General features: G+C 66.2%; 19 protein-coding genes and 1 pseudogene. 14 read left to right on the top strand and 6 right to left on the bottom strand.

What is annotated here, in order from left to right; all coding sequences use genetic code 11:
• Positions 1–133 precede the first annotated feature (133 nt).
• The 4 genes from ASE83_RS15230 to ASE83_RS15245 are packed head-to-tail and all read right to left on the bottom strand — an operon-like array spanning position 134 to position 6,151.
• Entirely contained in the window at positions 134–1,714 is a 1,581-nt protein-coding gene (locus ASE83_RS15230; RefSeq protein ID WP_055792119.1) for a tryptophan halogenase family protein, read from the bottom strand.
• Positions 1,711–3,219, bottom strand: a complete 1,509-nt coding sequence (locus ASE83_RS15235) for a tryptophan halogenase family protein (RefSeq protein WP_082443411.1) — start codon at positions 3,217–3,219, stop codon at positions 1,711–1,713. The genes ASE83_RS15230 and ASE83_RS15235 overlap by 4 nt, the downstream gene beginning before the upstream one ends.
• Positions 3,216–4,634, bottom strand: a complete 1,419-nt coding sequence (locus ASE83_RS15240; RefSeq protein WP_055792121.1) for a tryptophan 7-halogenase — start codon at positions 4,632–4,634, stop codon at positions 3,216–3,218. Before ASE83_RS15240 ends, ASE83_RS15235 begins: the two co-directional genes overlap by 4 nt.
• Entirely contained in the window at positions 4,634–6,151 is a 1,518-nt protein-coding gene (locus tag ASE83_RS15245) for a tryptophan halogenase family protein (protein ID WP_055792123.1), read from the bottom strand. Before ASE83_RS15245 ends, ASE83_RS15240 begins: the two co-directional genes overlap by 1 nt.
• A 408-nt stretch (positions 6,152–6,559) precedes the next feature.
• On the opposite strand from ASE83_RS15245, the gene ASE83_RS15250 reads away from it, so the two are divergent.
• Entirely contained in the window at positions 6,560–9,850 is a 3,291-nt protein-coding gene (locus ASE83_RS15250; RefSeq protein ID WP_055792126.1) for a TonB-dependent receptor, read from the top strand.
• Between the two features lie 268 nt (positions 9,851–10,118).
• Here the strand turns inward: ASE83_RS15250 and ASE83_RS15255 are convergent, their stop codons facing one another.
• Positions 10,119–11,630, bottom strand: a complete 1,512-nt coding sequence (locus ASE83_RS15255) for a replicative DNA helicase (protein ID WP_055792129.1) — start codon at positions 11,628–11,630, stop codon at positions 10,119–10,121.
• A gap of 90 nt (positions 11,631–11,720) precedes the next feature.
• Between ASE83_RS15255 and ASE83_RS15260 the strand changes: the two genes are divergently transcribed.
• Genes ASE83_RS15260 through ASE83_RS15280 form a run of 5 tightly spaced genes read left to right on the top strand, consistent with a single transcriptional unit; the run spans position 11,721 to position 14,086 of the window.
• Positions 11,721–12,203 carry a UPF0262 family protein gene (locus ASE83_RS15260; protein WP_055792132.1) on the top strand — a complete coding sequence of 161 codons (483 nt, stop codon included), beginning with the start codon at positions 11,721–11,723 and terminating at the stop codon, positions 12,201–12,203.
• Entirely contained in the window at positions 12,203–12,871 is a 669-nt protein-coding gene (locus tag ASE83_RS15265) for a GH25 family lysozyme (RefSeq protein WP_055792135.1), read from the top strand. The genes ASE83_RS15260 and ASE83_RS15265 overlap by 1 nt, the downstream gene beginning before the upstream one ends.
• The gene (locus tag ASE83_RS15270) at positions 12,868–13,311 is read left to right on the top strand and encodes a cytidine deaminase (protein ID WP_055792139.1); all 444 of its coding nucleotides are present in this window, start codon (positions 12,868–12,870) and stop codon (positions 13,309–13,311) included. Before ASE83_RS15265 ends, ASE83_RS15270 begins: the two co-directional genes overlap by 4 nt.
• Positions 13,308–13,862, top strand: coding sequence for a dCTP deaminase (dcd, locus tag ASE83_RS15275; protein ID WP_055760544.1), 555 nt, complete (start codon positions 13,308–13,310; stop codon positions 13,860–13,862). The genes ASE83_RS15270 and dcd overlap by 4 nt, the downstream gene beginning before the upstream one ends.
• Before the next feature lie 2 nt (positions 13,863–13,864).
• Positions 13,865–14,086: a hypothetical protein gene (locus ASE83_RS15280; protein WP_055792141.1), complete on the top strand. Its 222-nt coding sequence runs from the start codon at positions 13,865–13,867 to the stop codon at positions 14,084–14,086.
• Here ASE83_RS15280 and ASE83_RS15285 read toward each other — a convergent pair.
• Positions 14,032–16,227: a ComEC/Rec2 family competence protein gene (locus ASE83_RS15285; RefSeq protein ID WP_443024324.1), complete on the bottom strand. Its 2,196-nt coding sequence runs from the start codon at positions 16,225–16,227 to the stop codon at positions 14,032–14,034. The genes ASE83_RS15280 and ASE83_RS15285 overlap by 55 nt on opposite strands.
• Positions 16,228–16,259: 32 nt before the next feature.
• On the opposite strand from ASE83_RS15285, the gene gltX reads away from it, so the two are divergent.
• The 8 genes and pseudogenes from gltX to ASE83_RS19130 all read left to right on the top strand — a co-directional run.
• A complete protein-coding gene (gene gltX / locus ASE83_RS15290) occupies positions 16,260–17,690 on the top strand; it encodes a glutamate--tRNA ligase (protein ID WP_055792148.1) in 1,431 nt (476 codons plus the stop codon).
• An 18-nt stretch (positions 17,691–17,708) separates the two neighbouring features.
• On the top strand, positions 17,709–18,992 hold the full coding sequence (locus ASE83_RS15295; protein ID WP_055792152.1) for a citrate synthase: 1,284 nt from the start codon (positions 17,709–17,711) through the stop codon (positions 18,990–18,992).
• Between the two features lies 1 nt (position 18,993).
• Complete coding sequence (locus ASE83_RS15300) at positions 18,994–19,200, top strand: hypothetical protein (RefSeq protein WP_055792155.1); 207 nt, start codon at positions 18,994–18,996, stop codon at positions 19,198–19,200.
• A 324-nt stretch (positions 19,201–19,524) separates the two neighbouring features.
• Positions 19,525–19,797: an STAS domain-containing protein gene (locus tag ASE83_RS15305; RefSeq protein ID WP_055792158.1), complete on the top strand. Its 273-nt coding sequence runs from the start codon at positions 19,525–19,527 to the stop codon at positions 19,795–19,797.
• The gene (locus ASE83_RS15310; protein WP_055760525.1) at positions 19,794–20,162 is read left to right on the top strand and encodes a response regulator; all 369 of its coding nucleotides are present in this window, start codon (positions 19,794–19,796) and stop codon (positions 20,160–20,162) included. Before ASE83_RS15305 ends, ASE83_RS15310 begins: the two co-directional genes overlap by 4 nt.
• The gene (locus tag ASE83_RS15315) at positions 20,159–22,138 is read left to right on the top strand and encodes a chemotaxis protein CheA (RefSeq protein WP_055792161.1); all 1,980 of its coding nucleotides are present in this window, start codon (positions 20,159–20,161) and stop codon (positions 22,136–22,138) included. The genes ASE83_RS15310 and ASE83_RS15315 overlap by 4 nt, the downstream gene beginning before the upstream one ends.
• On the top strand, positions 22,125–22,640 hold the full coding sequence (locus tag ASE83_RS15320) for a chemotaxis protein CheW (protein ID WP_082443413.1): 516 nt from the start codon (positions 22,125–22,127) through the stop codon (positions 22,638–22,640). Before ASE83_RS15315 ends, ASE83_RS15320 begins: the two co-directional genes overlap by 14 nt.
• Before the next feature lie 42 nt (positions 22,641–22,682).
• A pseudogene (locus tag ASE83_RS19130) lies at positions 22,683–23,420 on the top strand (MCP four helix bundle domain-containing protein); the annotation flags it as partial.
• Positions 23,421–23,452: the final 32 nt, after the last annotated feature.

Raw genomic sequence — 23,452 nt, forward strand, 5'->3', positions numbered from 1 at the left:
GACCGACGCGCGACTGCGACGTCCAACACCCTCCGCTATGGCCATGCGCCATCCCCTCCGCGGTTTTGTCTGCTTAATTGGCCCGGAGGCTAGGTGGCTCTGACAGCGCTGTAAAGACCGGATGTAACCGTCTTCATTGCTTTTGCGTTATACGGTCATCCACCAGACCAGCCATCGACGACCCGCCTTGCCGTAGCGTTCCGTCGTCCGGGCTGCGGCCGAACCGGTCGATGAACGCCATATGGTCCGGCATCGCGCGCACGCCCGAATCCATCGCCGCCGCGATCCGGGTCATCCGGTGGTCCAGTTCGGCATCGCTCAGCAGGTCGGCGATGGGATGGTAGCGCTTCGGCGCGATATTCTGCCCATGCAGCACCGCCAGCCAGCTCGTCTCGCTGAACAGTTCGTTGTCGTGGCGATAGAGGCGCGCATTCTCGCGAAAGATCGCGATACGCTCGGCCAGCGAATCGGGGATCGCCATGTCGCGGCACCGGCGCCAGAACGGGCTGTCGTCACGCACCGTAGCCTTGTAATGCAGGATCAGAAAGTCGCGGATCTGCTCATATTCCGCGCGCGTTCGCCGATTGTAGTAATCGATGTCGGGCTGGTTGAACGATCGGTCGGGAAAATTGGTCAGCAGCCGTGCGATGCCCGACTGGATCAGGTGGATCGACGTCGATTCCAGCGGTTCGAGAAATCCCGATGCCAGCCCCAGCGCGACGACGTTGCGGTCCCATGCCTTGCGCCGCACGCCCGCGGTAAAGCGCAGGAAATTCGGCCCGGCCAGTGCCTCGCCGTCCAGCCCCGCGTCGAGCATCGCCAGCGCAGTGGCGTCGTCGGCATAGTCCGAACAATAGACGTGACCATTGCCGGTCCGCGATTGCAGCGGAATGCGCCAGCGCCAGCCGACGCTGGTCGCGGTCGCGCGCGTGTAGGGCGTCGGATCGGCGACCCGTGCGCAGGGTCGCGCCACCGCCCGGTCGCACGGCAGCCATGCGCGCCAGTCGTCATAGCCCGCCTGCAGCGCACCCTCGATCAACAGCCCGCGAAAGCCCGAGCAGTCGATGAACAGGTCGCCATCCACACTGCGACCATCGTCCAGCACGACATGGTCGACATGACCGTTCGCACCGTTCAGCGCGACATCGACGATCCGCCCCTCGATCCGTTCAACGCCCGCCGCCTCGGCGCGTTCACGCAGATAGCGGGCATAGAGCGCGGCATCGAACTGGAACGCGTAGGAAATGCCACCGAGCGGCGATCCCGGCCGGCTATGGTCGGGCCGCTGGAACTTGCCTGCGCGCGCCGCGCCAACGCCGATGCTGAAGCGGTCGAGTGGCAACGCCCCGCCCATCTGCGCCTGCCGGTACCAGAAGTGATGGAAGTGCAGCCCCTCCATCTCCTGCCCATAGCTGCCGAACGGGTGGATATAGCGCTCGCCGATCGCACCCCAGTCGACGAATTCGATGCCGAGCTTGAACGTCGCGCAGGTCCGCCGGACGAACTCGTCCTCGTCGATCCCCAGCAGGCGGTTGAAATACTGGATATGCGGGATCGTCGCCTCGCCCACGCCGACCGTGCCGATCGCTTCGGATTCGACCACCCGGATCGCCATGCCGCTGCCCGAGAGGACACGGGAGAAGGCGGCGGCGGCCATCCATCCGGCGGTCCCGCCGCCGACGATGGTGATGCTGCGGATATTGCCGTCCTTCATGCCGCCACCGTCGGGCAATAGCGCGACAGGAATTCGCCGTGCGACGGCATCCGCTGCACCGCCGCCGCCATGGCGTTGCGCATCGATGCCAGGCTGTGCGCGACCTCGCTGCCCGGCAACGTCGCAACGATCGGATCGGACGCCACCGGCACGATCCCCTGCCCCAGCATCACCGCGACCCAGCTCGGCCGCGCGAACAGTTCGTCATTGTACCGGAACACCCGCCCCGTCTCACGGAACAGTTCGATCTTGTGCAGCAGCGTGTCGGGCAAGGTCATGGTCCGACAGTAATTCCAGAACGGCGTGTCGTCGCGCGTCGTCGCCGCATAATGCAGGATGATGAAGTCGCGCACCTGTTCGAACTCGGTACGCATGTGGCGGTTATATTCGGTGCGCAGGATGTCGGGAATGTCCCCGCGCGGGAACAGCGAGATGAACCGGCTGATCCCCTCCTGAATCAGATAGATCGACGTCGATTCGAGCGGTTCGAGGAACCCGGCCGCCAGGCCGATGGCGATGCAACTGCCCTGCCAGAAGCGCTCCCGGCACCCGGCCGTGAACGCGATCCGGCGTGGATCGGCGAGCGGCGGAGCGTCGAGATTGGCGAGCAGGACATCGCGTGCCGCCTCCTCCGACTGGAACGCGCTGGCAAAGATATGGCCGTTGCCGACCCGGCGCTGGGTCGGGATGCGCCATTGCCATCCGGCGTCGCGCGCGGTCGATCGGGTATAGGGCGTCGGCGGCCCGGCATGGCCGCTCGGCACCGCCAGCGCGGTATCGCAGGGCAGCCAGCGGCTCCAGTCGACGAACCCGACGCCCAGCGTCTGCCCGGTCAGCAGCGCGCGAAACCCAGTGCAATCGAAGAAAAAATCCCCCTCGACCATGCGCCCGTCGGACAGGGTCAGCCCGGCAATGTTCCCGCGCGCATCCTGCCGAACCACACCTACCATCCCTTCGACCCGCACCACGCCCCGCGCCTCGGCATAGCGGCGCAGGAACCGGGCATAGAGCGTCGCATCGAAGTGATAGGCATAGCGGATCTGCGACAGCACCGATCGCGGATTGGGATCGGGCAGCGCGAACCGCCCGGCCTGCGCCGCCACCGCGCACAGGCTGTACGCCTCGATTCCGTCGGTCGCGCCGTCCTGCCGGGCGCGCAGCCAATATTGGTGGAAATCGATCCCCTGCATGTCGACACCATGCTGGCCGAACGGGTGGATGTAGCGTGTCCCCTTCGCCCCCCAGTCGACGAACTCGATCCCCAGCTTGAACGTGGCCTGCGTCGCGGCCATGAAGTCGGCCTCGTCCACGCCCAGCATCTGGTTGAAGGCGAGGATGTCGGGGATGGTCGCCTCGCCCACCCCGACCGTGCCGATGGCGTCGGATTCGACCAGGGTGATGGCGACGTCCTTCGGGTCCAGCAGGCTGGACAGCGCGGCCGCCGTCATCCACCCCGCCGAACCGCCACCGACGATCACGATCCGGCGCAACAGCGGGGCGGTCACGACGCGGCCTTTCGCAGATACTGCTCCAGTTGCGTGCGATACACGCGGGCGGGCGGCAACGTCGCCACCCCCTGTTCGATCTCGCGCGCCATGCCGGACAGGAACTGCGCGACCTGCGCCTTGTCTGCACGGGTCGCCAGCGGATCGTGCCGCGCCGGATACCGCCCCGAACCCAGATGCAGGATCAGCCAGTCCTCCGGGTGAAAGGGTTCGAGGTCATAGGCGACCAGCACCCCGCGCCGTTCGAACATCGTCAGCTTGCGCACCAGCTTTTCAGGTACCTGCGCGGCTCGCGCGGCATCCCAATAGGGACCGTCCGGCAAGCCGTCGACCGCGAACAGCGCCTGCTGGAACAGCGCGGCATGGTCATGATCCTCGGCGAAGCGGCGATTATACTCCGCCGCCTCTACGCGCGCGTCGGCCGATACCGGGATCAGCGTCAGCAACCGGTCGATGTCGCGTTCCAGCAGCAGCATCGGCGCGGGGGTCAACGGCTCGACCACCCCCGCCGCCTGCCCCACACCGACGCAATTGCCGACCCATGCGCGGGCACGCCGGCCGAGCGTCGCCTCCCCGCCGGCAACATAGCCGGGCGCACCGACGATCGTCCGCCGGGTCCGCCCTTTCAGCGGCGTATCGCTTTCCCACCCCTGCGGTGTCGCGCGCAGGGTCCTGAGCGGTGCCTGGTCGTCGGCTGGCACATCCTGCACGGCAAGGGCGATGCGACGCCCGCTGGGGGCATCATGCGCCACGGCGGACAGCAATCGCGCCGCCGGTCCCGACACATCGACGTACAGGTCCGCCGTCACGACGCGCCCGTCGTCCATCGTCACGCCCGTGATCGCACCATCGGCCGCGTCGACGGAGGCGACCATACCCGCCACCTGCTCGACCCGGGTCGGCAGGTCGAACAACCGCGCATAGTCCGCCGGATCGAACTGATAGCCATATTCGGCGCGCGACAACGGATGCGACGCACCGTTCGCCGCCGCGCGCGGCGGATGGACGAACACGCCACGCCGTGCCGCCTGCAATCCGGGCACGAACGGATCGATCCCGCCGGCCCCGGCCAGCCCGAGATACTGATGGAACTGCACGCCATCGATCACCGGAAAGGGCAAGGCGAACGACTGCATCCACGACCGCCCCGCGCCCCAGCCGGCATAGCGGGTGCCCCATGAAAATGCGGTCGTACTGTCCAGCGTCAGCCGCCGCTCGTCCAGCCCGGCCGCCAGGTTGAAGGCATAGCCCGACGGCCCGGTGACATTGCCGTAGAACAGGTCGCTCTCGCCCTGCCCTCCGGCCCGCGCCCACAGGATGGCAACTGAGGGCGGCAATTGCCGCGCCAGCGCCGCCAGCGTCATGCGCGCGGCAAGGCCGTCGCCGCACACCAGAATGCGTTCGATCGCGGCCATCACGCGGCCAGCCCGGCGGCGGCGGGCGATCGACGGATATAGTCGGCATGGTCCGGCGTCGCGCGCACCGCATCGGCGACCTCCGCCCGCAACGCCGCCGCACGCTTCACCAGCGCGCCGGCCGCCATGCCCGCCACGCGCGGATCACAGGCACCCGGCACCAGCCCTTGGCCCAGCATCACCGCGATCCAGCTGGGCGGCAGGAACAGCCCGAACTGATAGGGCACGACATAGCCGCGCGTCCGCCAAGTATCGATCTTGTGCCGCAGGCTGTCGGGCAGCGTCAGCGCGCGGAAATGCCGCCACATCGGGCTGTCGTCGCGCTGTGTGGCGACATAGTGCAGCAGCAGGAAGTCGCGCACCCGTTCGAAATGCAGCGCCATGCGCTGGTTATATTCGTCGATATCCTCCGCCGCGAAGCCGCGGTCCGGGAACAGTCCCAGCAACTCGGTGATCCCGTCCTGAATGAGATGGATCGACGTCGATTCGAGCGGTTCGAGGAAGCCGCCAGCCAACCCGATCGCCACGACGTTGCGCTTCCAGAAGTCGCGCCGCCGCCCCGTCGTAAAACGCAACCGGCGCGGCTCCGCCTGCATCGGCGCGTCGAGATGGTCGATCAGTTGCTGCTGCGCATCGTCGTCGGAAATGAAATCGCTGCAATAGACATGGCCGTTGCCGACCCGGTGCTGCAACGGGATGCGCCACTGCCACCCCGCCGTCCGCGCCGTCGCACGGGTATAGGGGCCGAGCGGGCCGCGACTCTCGGTCGGGACGGCGACCGCGCGGTTGCACGGCAGCCAGCGGCTCCAGTCGTCATAGCCCGACTGCAACGCGCCCTCGATCAGCAGGCCGCGAAACCCCGAACAGTCGATGAACAGGTCGGCCCCGATCACCCGCCCATCGGCGAGCGTGACGTTCCGGACGAAGCCGTTGCCGCCGTCCAGCGCGACATCGACCACCTTGCCCTCGCTTCGCTCGACGCCCCGCGCCTCGGCATAGCGACGCAGGAAGGCGGCATAGAGCGAGGCGTCGAACTGATAGGCATAGCCGAAGCTCGATTCGACCCGTCCCGGCTCGCTCGCGGGATGGCGGAACCGATTCTGCTCGGCGGCGATGACGGGATAGGAATACTCGTCCAGCCGGCTGGTATCGCCCATCGCGCGAAGCCGCAGCCATTGGTGATAGAACGGGATGCCGTCGTCGACAGGCCCGTAATTACCGAACGGGTGGATGTAGCGGTCGCCGATCCGGCCCCAGTCGCAAAATTCGATGCCCAGCTTGTAGGTCGCCTCGGTCGCCCGCATCAGTTCGGGTTCGGCGATGCCCAGCGTCGTGTTGAACGCGCGGATATGCGGCAGCGTCGCTTCGCCGACGCCGACCGTCCCGATCTCTTCCGATTCGATCAGCCGGACGGCGACGTCCAGCCCGGCCAGCCTGTTCGCAAGCGCAGCGGCGGTCATCCACCCCGCCGTGCCGCCACCGACGATACAGACCGATGCGATCCGCCGATCGGTCATGGCGCATCAATCCCGACAAATCCCCACCGTGCCATCCCGCTCCCCTTCCCCGCCTTCATAACAATACCAAAGACTTTTTACAGTATTTGTGACACTTCGCCGCAGCGCAGCAACCTTAACAGGAGAAATCATTGGTTTCTCTACATGAAAGGCCGGTTCCGTACGAAATTGTCAACGCAGTCACGAAAAATGTTACCGCTATCTTGTCCGACTAAAACGGATCAGTTATGCGATGAATCGTAGCCGATGCTGTTTGGTTCAAGTCGTATTCTATCACGACCTGCGGCCCATCTGGATCGGACACGGGGGAACCAGGACGGTCGGAACAACGGACCGCTTCAGGGAGGGGTTATTGCAATGAGAACACACGGATTCCGCGTTCGATCGCGCTCGGCCAAGTGCCTGCTGATGGCAACGTCGGCGCTGACCTTGGCACTGACGCCGTCGATTGCCTCGGCACAGAGCGCCGCGACCGATCCGGAAGGGGAACCGGCGGTCACCTCGCAAGGACCGCAGACGACGACCGATACCGAAATCGTCGTGACCGGCATCCGCGCCGCGCTGGAATCGGCCAAGGAAACGAAGCGCAAGGCATCGACCTTCGTCGATTCGATCACCGCATCGGACATCGCGACCCTGCCCGACCTGTCGGTTGCCGAAGCGATCGGCCGCATCCCCGGCGTCACCATCTCGCGCTTCCCGACCGGCGGCGCCAGCCCCGACTTTCCCTCGCCCGAAGGTCGCGGCAATCTGGTGCGCGGCCTCGGCTTCGTGCGTTCGGAGTTCAACGGTCGTGACGCCTTCTCGGCGAACGGCGGCCGCTCGCTCGACTTTTCCAGCATCCCGCCCGAACTGGTCGGCGGCGTCGACGTCTACAAGAACCAGAGCGCCGACCTGATCGAAGGCGGCATCGGCGGGTCGATCAACCTGCGCACGCTGGAACCGTTCGACAGCAGGAAGGACCTGTTCGTCGTCGCGGTCGACGGCACCTATTCCGACCTGCGCAAGAAATGGTCGCCGCAGGCCAGCATCACCGCTGGCAAGCGCTGGAACACCGGCATCGGCGAATTCGGTATCCTCGGTTCCTATTCGCGCTCGCGCCTCGATTCGCGCATCCATGGCTGGCAGCAGAACGCGCCGATGCCGCGCGTGCTGAACGGGAACGGCAATGTGCCGGAAACCAGCTTCACCGGCGCGAACAAGGTCAATGAATTCACCGGCGTCGATCCGTCGCGGATCATCGGCACCACCCCCGGTTTCCAGCTGCGCACCAACGACGTCGATCGCGAACGCATCAGCTATTATCTGGCGGCGCAGTGGAAGAGCGACGGTATCCAGGTAACCGGCAAATACATTCGCGCCGAAAACAAGATCAACAGCACCGAACGCACCTTCGAATGGTTCCCCGAACACGATACCGGCACCACCGCCGGCATTCAGGACCTCGTACTCGACAAGAACTGGGGCTCGGCCGGCACGCCGATGTGCAGCGGCCCCGGCGGCTTCCCGTCCAATCCGGGGGATTGCGAACGGCTGATCCCGGTGCGCGGCGGCCTGATGGAATCGGGCTATGTCACCAACAACGCCGATTCGTGGACCGGCGCGCGCGGTTCGCCGGTCGGTTCGCTCGGCATCGGCAAGATCGAGGAAGCGACCACCGAAGATTTCAGCCTCAACGTGAAGTGGAACGCCACCGACCGCCTCTTCATCACCCTCGATGGTCAGTACACCAAGGCCGACGCGCGGCAGCGTTCGATCTGGGGCGGGATGAATACCTATCTCAACTGGAAGATCCGGCACGACCTCGACAATCCGTCGATCCAGTTCCTGATCGACCCGCAGCACCGGTTCAACCCGAACCAGACGCGCTTCACCGGCGACCGCGCTGCGACCGCGACCACCGCCGGCGTGTTCATCCCGACGCCGACCAGCACCGCCGACTTCAACGGGTCGTCATGGCAGTTCGCCGCCGATCAGTTCCAGGTCGGCACCGGCGATTTGAAGGCATTCCGTGGCGATCTTGCCTATGACGTATCGGGCGGTGAGGGTCTGGCCAGCTGGTTCGACAGCGTAAAGTTCGGCGCGCGCTATTCGGAACGCAGTCAGGTCAATTCGGAAATGGCGCTCAACTGGGGTTCGATCGCGCCGGCATGGGACGGTCGTGGCGGCTTCGCGGTCGCGGGTACCTTCCAGAACCCGTCCAAGGGATTCGAGGCGGTCGACTTCTCGAACTTCTTCCGCGGCGGCGTGGTGCAGGGCGCGAACAATTCGTTCGTGTTCGTGAACCAGGACCTGTTGTCGAGCTATGCGAACTTCCGCAACTACCTGAACAGCGAACCCCAACTTGCGAACGCCAATTACAACTGGGTTCCGCGCGGCACGTCGGACGGTTCGCGTTTCGGCAACCCGATCTTCCGTCCGGAAGATACGTCGAACATCATGGAAAAGACGCGCAACGCCTATGTCCGCGTCGACTTCAAGCATGAATTCGACAACGAGATGTCGGTCGATGGCAATGTCGGCGTCCGCTACGTCCGCACCGATCTGGACTCGTCGGGTTTCCAGGCATTCCGTCCGTTCGTTGCGGATATCCAGACCGCGGCGGTCACCAACGGCATCCGCACCCGCACCGACGACGCGGAAAGCCGCGACGATCCGCGCGACTTCCTGCCGCAGACGGTCGCGTATGCCGCGCAGAATGCCATCCCGCGCACGCTCAAGCTGCAGGACGAGCACTGGCTGCCGTCGGTCAACATCAAGTGGAACCTGAACCGTGAGATGCTGTTCCGCGCGGCGTACAGCAAGGGGTTGAGCCGACCGAACGTGCAGGACCTGCGCGCGTCGCAGGAATATGTCCCGACGGTCAACCGCATCGCCTTTCCGCAGATCACCGATCGCAACGATCCGCTGTTCGGTATCGATCGCGGTGCGCAGAACATCACGACCGGCGAAATCCGAGTCAGCCGGGGCAACCCGTTCCTGAAACCCACTACCGCCGACAGCTTCGACCTGTCGTACGAATGGTATTTCAAGGGCGGGTATCTGTCGGTCGCGGGCTTCTACAAGGACCTGCGCAACATCATCTCCAACGGCGACCTGCCGCTGGGATCGGTCACACTCGACGGCCGGCAGGTGCCGATCATCTATAACGGCCCGGTGAACCAGGCGAAGGCCAAGGTGAAAGGCATCGAGATCGGCTATCAGCAGTTCTTCGACTTCCTGCCCGGACCGCTCAAGCATCTGGGGTTCCAAGGGAACTACACGTTCATCGATGCCAAGACGACGCCGCCCGCCAATGGCGTGGACAGCGACGGCGACGGCGTGCCGGACGACGTGACCACCGTGTTCCGCTGGGGCGTCGACGACCTGCTGGGCCAGTCGAAGCACATCGCCAACGCGGTCGCGATCTATCAGGACAAGATCGTCGAAGCCCGTCTCGCCTATAATTGGCGGTCGGAATATCTGACGACCTATCGCGACTATGTGACCGGCAACCCGATCTACAATTCGGCGGCCGGCTTCCTCGACGCCTCGCTGAAGTTCAACATCAACAACCTCCAGCTACGCGGATCGATCGCCAACATCCTCGACACCAAGAGCAAGGCGCGGTCCTACATCGATGCGAGCGGCCAGATGTATGATCGGTTCAGCTTCCTGAACGATCGTCGCATCGTGGTCGGCCTGCTGTTCCGCATCTAACCCCGGAGCGGAACGACTGGGGAGGTGCCTTGCGGCGCCTCCCCGATTTGTTTGGGGGGGGGCGGAGCGGTCGGCCGCCAAGGCTCTTCGCCTGCCCTCTCTTAACTCGCGCAACCGTTCGTGCTGAGTAGGGGCTGAGCTTGTCGAAGACCCGTATCGAAGCACCTGTGGCAATCCTTCGATACGCCATTTCGACAGGCTCAATGGCTACTCAGGACGAACGGACTCGGGACGTATCCGTTACGGGGGGACGCGATCTGGACGCCCCCTATTCCTCCAGCCCGCTGAACCCGCCGCCGGCATAGTCGCTGAACTTGGTGATGTGCGGTTCGAACTTCAGCGTGACCTTGCCCGTGGCGCCGTGGCGCTGCTTGGCGATGATGAGTTCGGCGAGGCCGTACACCCGCTCCATGTCCATCGCCCATTTCGCATGGTCTTCGAACACCTTCGCATCGTCGCCGTCGCGCGGGCGTTTCGGCTCCTTGGCCGCGACGTAATAATCCTCGCGGTACACGAACCACACCATGTCGGCGTCCTGCTCGATCGAGCCGGATTCGCGAAGGTCGGACAGCTGCGGCCTTTTGTCCTCGCGCTGTTCGACCGCGCGGCTGAGCTGCGACAGCGCCATCACCGGGACGCCAATGTCCTTCGCCAGTGTCTTCAATCCACGCGAAATCTCCGAGATTTCCTGCACGCGGTTGTCGCTGCCCTTGCCCGATCCCTGCAGCAGCTGAAGATAGTCGACGACGACCAGCCCCAATTCGCCGTCCAGCTTGCGCTGCAGCCGGCGGACGCGGGTGTGCAGGCCGGAAATGGAGAGGCCGGCCGTATCGTCGATATAAAGCGGCAGTTGTTCCAGGTCGGCGGCGGCGTTGGCGAGGCGGGTGAAGTCCTCCTTGCGGATCTTGCCCATGCGCAGCGCTTCGGAACTGATCGCCGCCTGCTCCGCCATGATACGCGTGGCGAGCTGGTCGGCGGACATTTCCAGCGAAAAGAACGCGACCTTCGCGCCGACCGACTTGCCCTTTTCCATGCCCGCGCGCTGGTCGTCCATGTAGCGCTGCGCGGCGTTGAACGCGATGTTGGTGGCAAGCGAGGTCTTGCCCATGCCGGGACGCCCGGCGAGGATAATGAGATCGCTATGATGCATACCGCCGATCCGGCCGTTGACCGAATCGAGGCCGGTGGTGACACCCGACAGGCCGCCGCCCGAATTCATCGCGCGTTCGGCCATGCGCACCGCCATCGTCGTCGCCTGCGCGAACGACTTGACCGCATTGGCCGTCGTTCCTTCCGCCGCGACCTTGAACAGCGCCTCCTCGGCCGCCTCGATCTGCTTCTTGGGGTCGACCTCGGTCGAGGTGTCGGTGGCGTTTTCCACCAACGTCCGCCCGACCGTGATGAGCGCGCGCAACTGGGCGAGGTCGTAGATCTGCTGCGCGAACTGGCGCGCGCCGATCAGGCTGGCGTTGCTGCCGGTGATCTCGACCAGATATTGCGTGCCGCCACGTCCCGCCAGCAGCTCGTCGCCATCGAACATCGGGCGCAGCGTCACGGGGCTGGCGATCATGCCGGTGCGGCGCACGTCGCGGATGCGCTCGAAGATGCGCGCATGGGCGGGGTCGTAGAAATGTTCGATGTCCAGCCGCTCGACCATGTCGTCGGCCAGGCCGTTGTCGATCAGCATCGCGCCGAGCAGCGCGGCCTCCGCATCGACATTGTGTGGCACGCGCGGGGGTTGCGGGGGAGTGCCCCCGCCGATGCTGTGAACAGTCGCCATATCCCCCTGTCCCACCGCCACCGCCGCTTCACAAGGACCTTGCGTCGAAATGGGCTGTGGAAACCGTCGACAACTCGCTAAGTGCCGCGAATGGCCGACCTGCGGATCATTGACGTTACACTGGACGAGCGCACGATCCTGTGGCGCAGCGCCGATATCGAGCAGGAACGCCGTATCGCGATCTTCGACCTGCTGGAAGCGAATCACTTCGCCCCGCAGCGCGAGACGCCCGACCATTATGCCGGCCCGTACCGCATCGCGCTGTCGGTGCCCGAGGGGCGGCTGGCGATCGATATCTCGCGCGAGGACGGGACGCTGGTCGAAACGCTGGTGCTGGGCATGGCGCGCCTGCGCCGCCCGATCCGCGACTATTTCGCGATCTGCGACAGCTATTACAAAGCCATCCGCCAAGCGACCCCGCATGAGATCGAGACGATCGACATGGCCAGGCGCGGCATCCACAACGACGCGGCGGAGGCATTGCGCGAACGCCTGGACGGCAAGGTCGCGATCGATTTCGACACCGCCCGCCGGCTGTTCACCCTCATCTGCGTGCTGCATATCAAGGGATGATGCGCGATCGACTGATCCTGGGCGCGGTGGCGGTGCTGGCGATCGCGACGGTCGTGCTCTGGCGCTGGTCGATCGGCTGGCATCCCGGCGCCGGACGATTTCCGGTGCAGGGACTGACCGTCGCGGCCAGCGACGGTGCGGTCGACTGGGGGATGCTGCGCGCACGCGGCGCGGATTTCGCCTTCGTCACCGCGTCGAACGGCACGACCCGCGATTCCGCGTTCGAAGGCAACTGGAACGGCGCGCATAACGCAGGGCTGCGCCACGGCGCGCTGCACGTCTTTTCGCTGTGCGAGCCGACCGCCGATCAGGTCACCGCCTATCTCACCACCGTGCCGCGCGCCGCCGACGCGCTGCCCGCCGCCCTCGCGCTCGACTTCACCAATGGCTGCGATGCGCGGCCGACGCGGGCGCAGGTGCTGACCGCCATTCGCGGGTTCCTGGCGCCGGCGGAATATCATGACGGGCGGCCGATGATGCTGCGCATCTCCCCCGCGTTCGAGGACGAATATCGGGTGAGCGAGGCGATCGTCCGCCCGCTCTGGGCGACGCGGCGCTTCTTCGAACCCGACTATCTGGCGCGGCCGTGGCGGATGTGGCAGGCGAACCCGGCGCGCAACGTCGATGGCGTCGCCAACCCTGTCGCGTGGAGTGTAGCCGCCCAATGACCGAACCCGCCCAGTTGATCGAGGCGGCCCGCGCCGCCGCCGCCCACGCGCACGCGCCCTATTCGCGCTTTGCGGTGGGGGCGGCGCTGCTGCTGACCGACGGGTCGATCGTCACCGGCACCAATTTCGAAAATGCCAGCTATGGCCTTTCGCTCTGCGCCGAAACGGTCGCGACCGCGACGGCGAGTGGGGCGGGCAAGCTGGACCAGATCGTCGCGGTCGGCATCGTCGGCGGACGCATGGGCGAAGCGGACGTCGATCCAATCCGTCCGTGCGGTCGTTGCCGGCAGGTGCTGAACGAAGCGGCGCAGATGGGCGGGCGCGATCTGGCGATTTACTGCTCGGGCCTGGGCGGTGGCGAAATCGAGACGCATCGGCTGTCCGATCTGTTGCCGCACGCCTTCGGTCCGGGCGACCTTGGAATTGGGGGAACCAAATGAGCATCCTGTCGGACCACTGGATTCGCGAAACCGCACTGGCGACGGGGATGATCGAACCCTTCGTCGAATCGCAACGGCGCGAGGGCTGCATCAGCTACGGCCTGTCGTCCTATGGCTATGACGCGCGGGTGTCGGACGAGTTCAAGATCTTCACCAACGTCGATTCGGCGGTGGTCGATCCGAAGGACTTCGCCCAGAACAGCTTCGTCGACCGCAAGACCGACGTCTGCATCATCCCGCCCAACAGCTTCGCGCTGGCCCGCACCGTCGAATATTTCCGTGTTCCCCGCGACGTGCTGGTCATCTGCCTCGGCAAGTCGACCTATGCCCGGTGCGGCATCATCGTGAACGTGACCCCGCTGGAGCCGGAATGGGAAGGCCATGTCACGCTGGAGTTTTCCAACACGACGCCGCTGCCCGCGAAAATCTACGCCAATGAAGGCGCGTGCCAGTTCCTGTTCCTGAAGGGCGACCAGCCCTGCGGCACCAGCTATGCCGACCGCGCCGGCAAATATATGGGCCAGCGCGGGGTGACGCTGCCCCGCCTCTGACGGTGATCGGGCGCAACTGGACCGGGCGCAGCGCGGCGATAAGATCGGCGGCGCTGCTGCCGATCCTCGCGCTGTTCGCGCCGAAGCTGCCTTTGCCCTGGGCATTCGGCATCGGCGGCGCCCTGATCGCGTGGTTCGCGTTCGTGTCCGCCCGCGTCGCGATCAACGATCACCGCGCGGCGTCGGAGAACCCGCCGTTCCGCCCGTTCCGCCGCTCGCGATAGGCGGCACGCGGCGGAGCGACCGTCTGCGGCACCTCCCACGGATGCTGCCCGCCGCTGCGCACCGTCGTCACCCGCCCGGTTGATAGCGTCACCGCCACCCCGCCGGTCCGCGCCAGCACCGCCCGGTCGAGCTTCAGCCAGCGCGGGCGGCATTTCGCCGGCAACCGCCGCTCGCTGACGACGATATCGGCGCGCGCACAGGCGGCGATGAGGTCAGCCCACGGCACCGCATAGCCGCTGCGGGTGGCGAGGATCGTCCAGACCCGCCCGCCCGCCCTCCGCCGCGCGATGCACAGGTCGGGGCTGCACCGCGCATCCGGCTGTTCGGACAGCGGCGGCAGTTCGCCGATCACGCCGCCACCCTCGCCCAGCGTCGAGCGAACATAGTCGCCCGCCCGGTCGCGCAGGATCGCCATGCCGCCGTCCCCGGTCGCCAGCGCCATGTGCCGCCCGTCGCCGGTCACCAGCAGGTCCGGCGCCGGTGTCGCCAGCGCCCAAAGCGCGCCCGCCACCAACGGCACCACGCCCCAGCGCCGCCACCTCGTCCGCCACAGCGCGATCCACAGCCCGCCCGCGACCATCAGCGCGAACGCCCCGTCGGGCATGGCGGGCAATGCCGCGACCGATCCCGGTGCTGACGCCACCCGATGCGCGATCCACAGCAGCAGCGCCAGCGACTGCTCGACCGCCCACCACGCCGGCGCGCCTAGGCCCGCCAAATCCAGCAACAGCGCCAGCGCCTCCAGCGGCATGGTGACGAAGGTCGTCAGCGGGATCGCGACGATATTGGCCAACGCGCCGTACAGGCCGGCGGTATGGAAATGGTACAGCCCGATCGGCATCAACGCCGCCTCGACCGCGACCCCTGTCAGCAGCAGCGACCCGAGGCTGCGCCCCGCCTTGCGGATCATGCTTTCGTCCCGCGCCAGAAACCATCGCCGGATGCGCGGATGCTCGTGCAGCGCGACGATGGCGGTGACGGCGGCGAAGCTCAGCTGGAAGCTCGGGCCGGCCAGCGATTCGGGCAGGACCAGCAGCACCAGCAACGCACCCGTCGCGATCATGCGCAGCGTGATCGCCTCGCGCCCCAGCGACAGCGCCGCCAGCACCAGCAGCGCCGCGATGCACGACCGCACCGTCGGCACGTCCGCGCCCGACAGCCAGGTATAGAAGAGCGCGGCACAGGCCCCCGCCCCGGCCGCCACGACCGGCAACCGGACCCTGAGCGCCAGCGGCGGGAACAGCGCCAGCAGCTTGAGCACCAGCGTCATCGTCGCCACCACGACCGCCGTGACGTGCAGCCCGCTGATCGACAGCAGGTGCGCAAGGCCCGACCGCCGCATCGCCTCGGCATCCTCCTCGGCGATCGCGCCCCGGTCGCCGGTGACGAAGGCGGCGGCGATCCCGCCATTGCTGCCGCCCACCCGCGACAGGATATGGTCGGTCAACCGGTCGCGTAACGCCGCATTGCCCGGATTGCCGGCGACGACGACCCGCACCGGGGCAAAGCCTCGCCCGGTCGCGCCCAGTCCCTGAAACCACGCCGCCCGCGCGAAATCATACGCGCCCGGCACGGCGGCGGTCGGCGGCGGCATCAGTCGTGCCCGAAGCGCGATGCGCGCCCCGGAAACGACGCCGGCCGGCACATCCTTTTCGGACAGGTTGACGCGAATACGGGGCGGCAGCCCGGCTCCGGGATCGGGGCGCAGCGTCAATCGCACCGCTTCGCGCGCCGGCAGCGGCTCGACCCGCTCGACCACCCCCTCGAACGCCGCGACGACCGGCCGCGCCAGCACCGGCGCGGCGACGCGCTCGGCCCGCCACCACACCAGCGCGCAGCCCAGCATCGCCAGCATTCCCGCCATCGCCACCGCCCGCGCGGTGCGTGTGCCCCATGGCAGCACGATGCCGGCCAGCGCGACCGACAGCGCCAGCAGGAGGAACGCGACCCACGCCCCCTGCCCCGGCAACAGGAACCATGCGGCGATTCCCGTACCCAGCGCGACCGGCATCCACAGCGGCAACTGCCCCCGCTCCGCCTCCGCCAATGCCTCCAAAGCTCCAAGGAACCGATGCGCCGGGCGCATGGTTTGAAGCGTGCCGGGCGTCATGCTAGGGGCGGTCGCGGCTGAATGGGCCATATGTTTCACCCGATGTCTGGGGGTATCCGCGCTTGGGCGCAACCAATTCCGCGACGCCTGTCGTCACCCGTTTCGCGCCGTCCCCGACGGGCTTTCTGCATATCGGCGGCGCGCGCACCGCGCTGTTCAACTGGCTCTATGCCCGCCGTCATGGCGGCCGGTTCCTGCTGCGGATCGAGGATACCGATCGCGCGCGCTCGACCCAGCCGGCGATCGACGCGATCCTCGAGGGGATGCGCTGGCTCGGTCTCGACTGGGACGGTGATGCCGTTTTCCAGTTCGCCCGCGCCGACCGCCACGCTGCCGTGGCCCGCCAGTTGCTGGAGGCCGGCCACGCCTATCGCTGCTACGCGACGCCCGAAGAGTTGACGGCGCTGCGCGAGGAACAGCGCGCCGCCGGCAAGCCGATCCGCTATGACGGCCGCTGGCGCGACCGCCCGGCCGAGGACGCGCCGAAGGGCGCTCCCTTCGTCGTCCGGCTGAAGGCGCCGAAGGAAGGCTCGGTCACGATCTCCGATCAGGTGCAGGGCGATGTCACCGTCGCCAATGCCGAACTGGATGATTTCGTCCTGCTGCGCTCCGACGGGACGCCGACCTACATGCTCGCGGTCGTCGTCGACGATCATGACATGGGCGTGACCCACGTCATTCGCGGCGACGATCACCTCAACAACGCCTTCCGCCAGCTTGCGCTGATCCGCGCGATGGACACGGTCGAGGGCGGCTGGCCCGATCCGGTCTATGCCCATGTCCCGCTGATCCACGGGGCCGACGGCGCCAAGCTGTCGAAGCGCCACGGCGCGCTGGGCGTCGAGGCCTATCGCGACGAACTGGGCGTGCTGCCCGAAGCGCTGAACAATTATCTGCTGCGCCTCGGCTGGGGGCATGGCGACGAGGAGATCATCAGCCGCGACCGCGCGACCGAGGTGTTCGACCTGGGCGGCGTGGGGCGTTCGCCGTCGCGGTTCGATACGAAGAAGCTGCTGAACCTCAACGGCCACTATATCCGCGAGGCGGACGATGCGCGCCTGACCGATCTGGTCGCGGAGCGTCTGCCGGAGGGAATCGACCGCGATCTGCTGCAACGCGCAATGCCGGTGCTGAAGGTCCGCGCGGCCGACGTCAACGAACTGGCCGCCAACGCCGCCTTCTTCTTCCGCTCCCGCCCGCTGGCGATGGACGACGGCGCGACCGCGCTGCTGACGCCCGATGCCCGTGCGATTTTGTCGCAGTTGCACGACGCGCTTGACGCACTCGCAGCATGGGATACGGAGACGATCGAAGCTGCGGTACGCGAGGTGGCGGAGGCAGCGGGGTTGAAGCTGGGTGCCGCCGCGCAACCGCTTCGCGCCGCGCTGACGGGTTCGCGCACATCGCCGGGGATTTTCGACGTGCTGGCCCTGCTGGGCCGCGCCGAAAGCCTTGGCCGCATCGAAGACCAGATGGCCACACCGGCCGCATAACGTAACAGGAGACGCCGAATGGCCGAAGACGCTAAGCTGCAAGTTGCGGGCAAAGACGTCCAATTTCCGGTACGGTCGGGCACCATCGGTCCCGACGTGATCGACATCCGCAAACTGTATGCGCAGACCGGCACCTTCACCTACGATCCGGGTTTCACCTCGACCGCCAGCTGCGATTCGGCGCTGACCTATATCGACGGTGACGAAGGCGTGCTGCTGCACCGCGGCTATCCGATCGGGCAGCTGGCCGAAGAGTCGAGCTTCATGGAAGTCGCCTATCTGCTGCTGAACGGCGAACTGCCGTCGGGCGACGAACTGACCAAGTTCACCGGCACGATCACGCGCCACACCATGCTGCACGAACAGCTGGCCGGCTTCTATCGCGGCTTCCGTCGCGACGCGCACCCGATGGCGGTGATGTGCGGCGTGGTCGGCGCGCTGTCGGCCTTCTATCACGATTCGACCGACATCACCGATCCGCACCAGCGCATGATCGCGTCGCACCGCCTGATCGCGAAGATGCCGACGATCGCCGCCATGGCGTACAAGTACAGCGTGGGGCAGCCGTTCATTTATCCGAAGAACGACCTGAGCTACACCGGCAACTTCCTGCGCATGACCTTCGGCGTTCCGGCCGAGGAATATGAAGTGAACCCGGTCGTTGAAAAGGCGCTGGACCGCATCTTCATACTGCACGCCGACCACGAACAGAATGCGTCGACCTCGACCGTCCGTCTGGCAGGGTCCTCGGGTGCGAACCCGTTCGCGTGCATCGCGGCGGGCATCGCCTGCCTGTGGGGTCCGGCGCATGGCGGCGCGAACGAAGCCGCGCTCAACATGCTGCGCGAAATCGGCACGCCCGACCGTATTCCGGAATATATCGCCCGCGCCAAGAACAAGGACGATCCGTTCCGCCTGATGGGCTTCGGTCACCGCGTGTACAAGAATTACGACCCGCGCGCGACCGTGATGCAGAAGACCGTGCGCGAAGTGTTCGACTCGCTCGGCGTCAACGACCCCGTCTTCGAAACCGCGCTGCAGCTGGAGGAAATCGCGCTCAACGACGATTATTTCCGCGAGAAGAAGCTGTTCCCGAACGTCGACTTCTATTCGGGCGTCATCCTGTCGGCGATCGGCTTCCCGACCACCATGTTCACCGCGCTGTTCGCGCTCGCCCGCACCGTCGGCTGGGTCGCGCAGTGGAACGAGATGATTTCGGACCCCGAACAGAAGATCGGCCGTCCGCGTCAGCTCTACACCGGGCCGACGCAGCGCGATTACGTGGCCGTGGGCCAGCGCTGAGATGCGGTTCGTCCGACGCACGCTGATGATCGTTGGCGCGATCCTCGCGTTCGTCGGGCTGTTCTGGCTGGGTCAGGGGATGGGGATCATCCGCTGGCCCGCCAGTTCGTTCATGATCGACCAGTATCTGTGGGTTGTCACCGGATCGGTCGTTGCGGCCCTCGGCCTGCTCCTGGTCCTGATCGCCCGCCGCCTGCCGCGACGCTGATCGACGCAGCCACGAGTCGCAGCCGCATCGGCGACCGTTGCGCGCATTTTGCGCGAAAGACCGCCGTCCCGAGCGACGACCGATTTTCGCGGCGATTTCATCCAAAGGTGTTAGGCACCTTGGCGACCGTTATCGGTGCGCCGCTCGGCAAAGCGTAGGTAATCCTCGCAATTCGGTGGCCAGCCGGAGTTGCCATGCTCCACCGCCAGATGCGTTGCGAACCATTCGCTTAAATCGATATTAATGACGCTCTGCGAAGACAGTCCCAGTTTCTGGGGGCTGTTTGGTATGACTTCTACTTTCTCCCTTCCCACAGGTCTGGCGATGCCATCGATTGCAACGATGGCCGAAACCCTGTGCGCGTTGCCGCTCGACGGTGAGATCGTCCTCGACGTCTCCGCCCTTGCCGCGCCTGATCTGAGCGTCGTGCAACTGATCCACAGCCTTCGCAGCGAAGCCACGGCGCAGGGCGGCGACGTCCGCCTGTCCGCGCCGGCCGGCGAAGCGCTGACCGCCCTTCTTCACCGCGGCGGGTTCACCGACGCGATGACCCCCGACGACAACGCCTTCTGGTTCCACGGAGTCCCGCTGCAATGACCGCTTCCATTCTCGCCGTAGATGATTCCGCCAGCCTGCGGATGGCAATCCGTATCGCGCTGACCGGTGCCGGCTACACTGTGACCGAGGCCGGCGACGGGGTAGAGGGTCTGGCAAAGGCGACGTCGACCAAGTTCGACATGATCGTCACCGACCTGAACATGCCGAACATGGACGGGCTGGCGATGATCCGCGAACTGCGCAAGCAGCCCGCGCAGGCCGGCGTGCCGATCATCTTCCTGACCACCGAATCCGATCCGGAAATGAAGAACCAGGCAAAGGCCGCCGGGGCGACCGGATGGCTGGTCAAGCCGTTCGTGCCGGACCAGCTGGTGAAGGTCGCGCGCAAGGTGCTGGGCCGGTGATCGCCGACGATCCCGTCGCCGCCTTCCGCGTGGAGGCGGGCGAGGTGCTCGATCAGGTCGAACAGGGCCTGCTCGACCTCGGCCACGACCTGGGCAATGCCGATCTCGTCAACGCCGTCTTTCGGGGCCTGCACACGCTGAAGGGCTCGGGCGCGATGTTCGGCTTCGACGCGCTGGCCGGCTTCACCCACCACTGCGAAACCGCGTTCGACCGGGTGCGCAAGGGGCAGGTCCCGGCCACTGCCGGGCTTGTCGCGGTCATCCTGTCGGCACAGGACCATATGCGCGCACTGGTCGACGGCGACGCACCGCAAGCCGATGGCGATGCGATCCTCGCCCGGTTGCAGGCTGCGATCGACGAGGCATCGGGCACCGCCCCTGCTGCTACCGCCGCACCGGTCGCTGCGGCACGCTCCGGCTGGACCGTATCGTTCAAGCTGCCGGTCGACGCGATGGCCAACGGCACTAACCCGCTGATGCTGCTCGACGAACTGCGCGAACTGGGCGAAGCCACCGTCGTCGCCCGCACCGACGCCATCCCGCCGCTGTCGCAACTCGTTCCGACCGAATGCCATGTCGGCTGGGACGTCACCCTGATCGGCGACATCAAGCGCGACGATATCGAGGATGTGTTCATCTTCGTGATGGACGACATGGAACTCGCCATCGAACCGCTGGCGCTCGAAGTCGCGGAAGCCCCGCTCGCCGAAGTGCCGGCCGTGATCGACCAACCGGTCGAACTCGCGCCGGTCGCGTCCGCCCCGACCGGCGACGCCCCGGCCGCCCGCTCGACCGCCAAGGCGGAGGAAAGCGTCCGCGTGCCCGCCGGCCGTCTCGACGCGCTGATGGACCGGGTCGGCGAGCTGGTGATCGCGCAGAGCCGCCTGTCGCAGCTTGCCGATCGTGGGCAGGATCTGGTGCTGCGATCGGTGTCCGAAGAAATCGAGCGGCTGGCCGCCGAACTGCGCGAAACCATGATGGTGCTGCGCATGGTGCCGGTCGGATCGCTCTTCTCGCGCTTCCGCCGCCTGATCCACGACCTGTCGCGCGACACCGGCAAGACGATCGAGTTCGAAACCGAAGGCGAGGCGACCGAGGTCGACAAGACCGTGATCGAACGTCTGTTCGACCCGATGGTCCACCTGATCCGCAACAGCTGCGACCACGGCCTCGAAACGCCCGAGGATCGCGCCGCCGTCGGCAAGCCTGCTGCCGGCACCGTCCGCCTCGCCGCGCATCAGGCCGGGGGCGAGGTCGTCATCACCATCCGCGACGACGGCCGGGGCATCAACCGCGCCCGCGTGCGGGCGAAGGCTGAGGCGAACGGTCTGGTCCAGCCCGATCAGGCAATGACCGACCACGACCTGTTGCAGATGATCTTCGCGCCCGGTTTCTCGACCGCCGCGACCGTTACCAACCTGTCGGGCCGCGGCGTCGGCATGGACGTGGTGAAGCGCACGATCGAAGGCCTTCGCGGATCGATCGACGTCCAGTCGACCGAGGGCGAAGGATCGCTGATCGCGCTGCGTATTCCGCTGACGCTGGCGATCATCGACGGGCTGCTCGTGCGGGTCGGCACCGGCCGCTACGTCATTCCGCTGACCGCGGTCGAGGAATGTATCGAACTCTCGCTCGAAGACGATATGCGGCATCGCGGCCGCAGCCTCATCACGCTGCGCGAAAAGCTGGTCCCGTTCCTCCGGCTGCGCGAGCTGTTCGCGACGGACACCCGGCCCGATCCGTTCCAGAAGATCGTGGTCGTCGCCACGCCGCAGGGGCGCGTCGGGCTGGTCGTCGACCAGATCATCGGCAACCATCAGACCGTCATCAAGCCGATGTCGGCGCTGCATCAGGGTGCCACGACCTTTGCCGGTGCGACGATCCTCGGCGATGGCGAGGTCGCGCTGATCCTCGACATCGCCCAGCTGATTGCGCTTGGCCAACCGCATGAGGAGACGCTGCGTGCAGCCGGATAACGTGCAACCGACCACCGTCGCGTGGAACCAGGACAATCAGCTCGAAGTCCTCGTCTTCGATCTGGGCGGACAGAGCTTCGCGCTGGAGGCGGTATTGGTCCGCGAGATCCTCGACATGATGCCCGAAACGCGGGTGCCCGGCGCACCGCCGCTGGTCAGCCATGTCGTTAATTTCCGGGGGCGGATCATCCCGCTGGCCAATCTCCATCTCGCCTTCGGCATGGAGGTCGCAGCGACGACGCCCGACAGCCGCATCGTCGTGATCGAGATCGATCTGGACGGCGAAGCGATGATGGTCGGTCTGCGCACCGACAAGGTCCACGAGGTCGCAACGTTCGACGCGGCCACCAGCGAGGGGGCGCCCGTCGTCGGGCTGCGCTGGCGCCGTGACTTCGTCCGGACGCTCGTCCGGCACGAGGACGACATCGTGGTGCTGCCCGATCTGAACGCCATTTTCCAGACCATCGCCCGCCGCGACATCGCGGCAGCATCCATCAACTGACCATTCCCGGGGGGGACTAGCTACGTGCGTGCAACCATCAAAATGAAACTCGCCGTCACCTTCGGCTTGGTGCTGGTGCTCCTGGTCGGCATCGTCGCGCTCAGCATGACGAAGATGTCGGCGATGAACGCCAATATCGTCGAAGTGATCGACGGCCCGGCCGCCCGGCAGGCACGCAACCTGTCGATCAAGGTGAAGATGAACGAAATGGTTCGTCTCGAGAAGAACATGGCGCTGACCAACGATCTCGACTTCACGAAACAGCTCGATCAGGAATCGCAGGCGAAGGCCACCGATCTCGACCAGCTGATTTCGGTGGCGGCGCAAAATTCGACGGAACAGTCGAAGGCTGATTGGGCCAGCCTTGCCGGCTCGTGGAACGAGTATAAGTCCGTCAACCAGCAAATCCGTTCGTTCGCGCTGGCCAACGACAACGCCAGAGCCGCTTCACTGTCGCTCGGCAAATCGCGCGACCTGATGAAGAAGATGTCGCAGTCCATCGACACGCTGGTCGAGCGCAGCAACGTGCGCATGGCGGACGCCAAGGAAGCGACTGCCGCACAATATGCCAGCGCCCGCAACCTGCTGACGACCGTTGCCATCGCGGCACTCCTGATTGCCATTGCCGGTGCGCTGTGGATCAGCATGATCGTGTCGAAGGGGCTGAAGCGAGTGAGCGTCGCACTGGACGCGGTGGCCGTCGGCGATCTCGACCAGGAAGTGACCGTCAAGACCAATGACGAGATCAAGGACCTGGTCGACACTGTTAACCGCATGACCGTCGCGCTGCGCAAGTCGGCAGCCTTGGCCGA

Source organism: Sphingomonas sp. Leaf32 (genome assembly GCF_001421765.1).
GTDB lineage: Bacteria > Pseudomonadota > Alphaproteobacteria > Sphingomonadales > Sphingomonadaceae > Sphingomonas.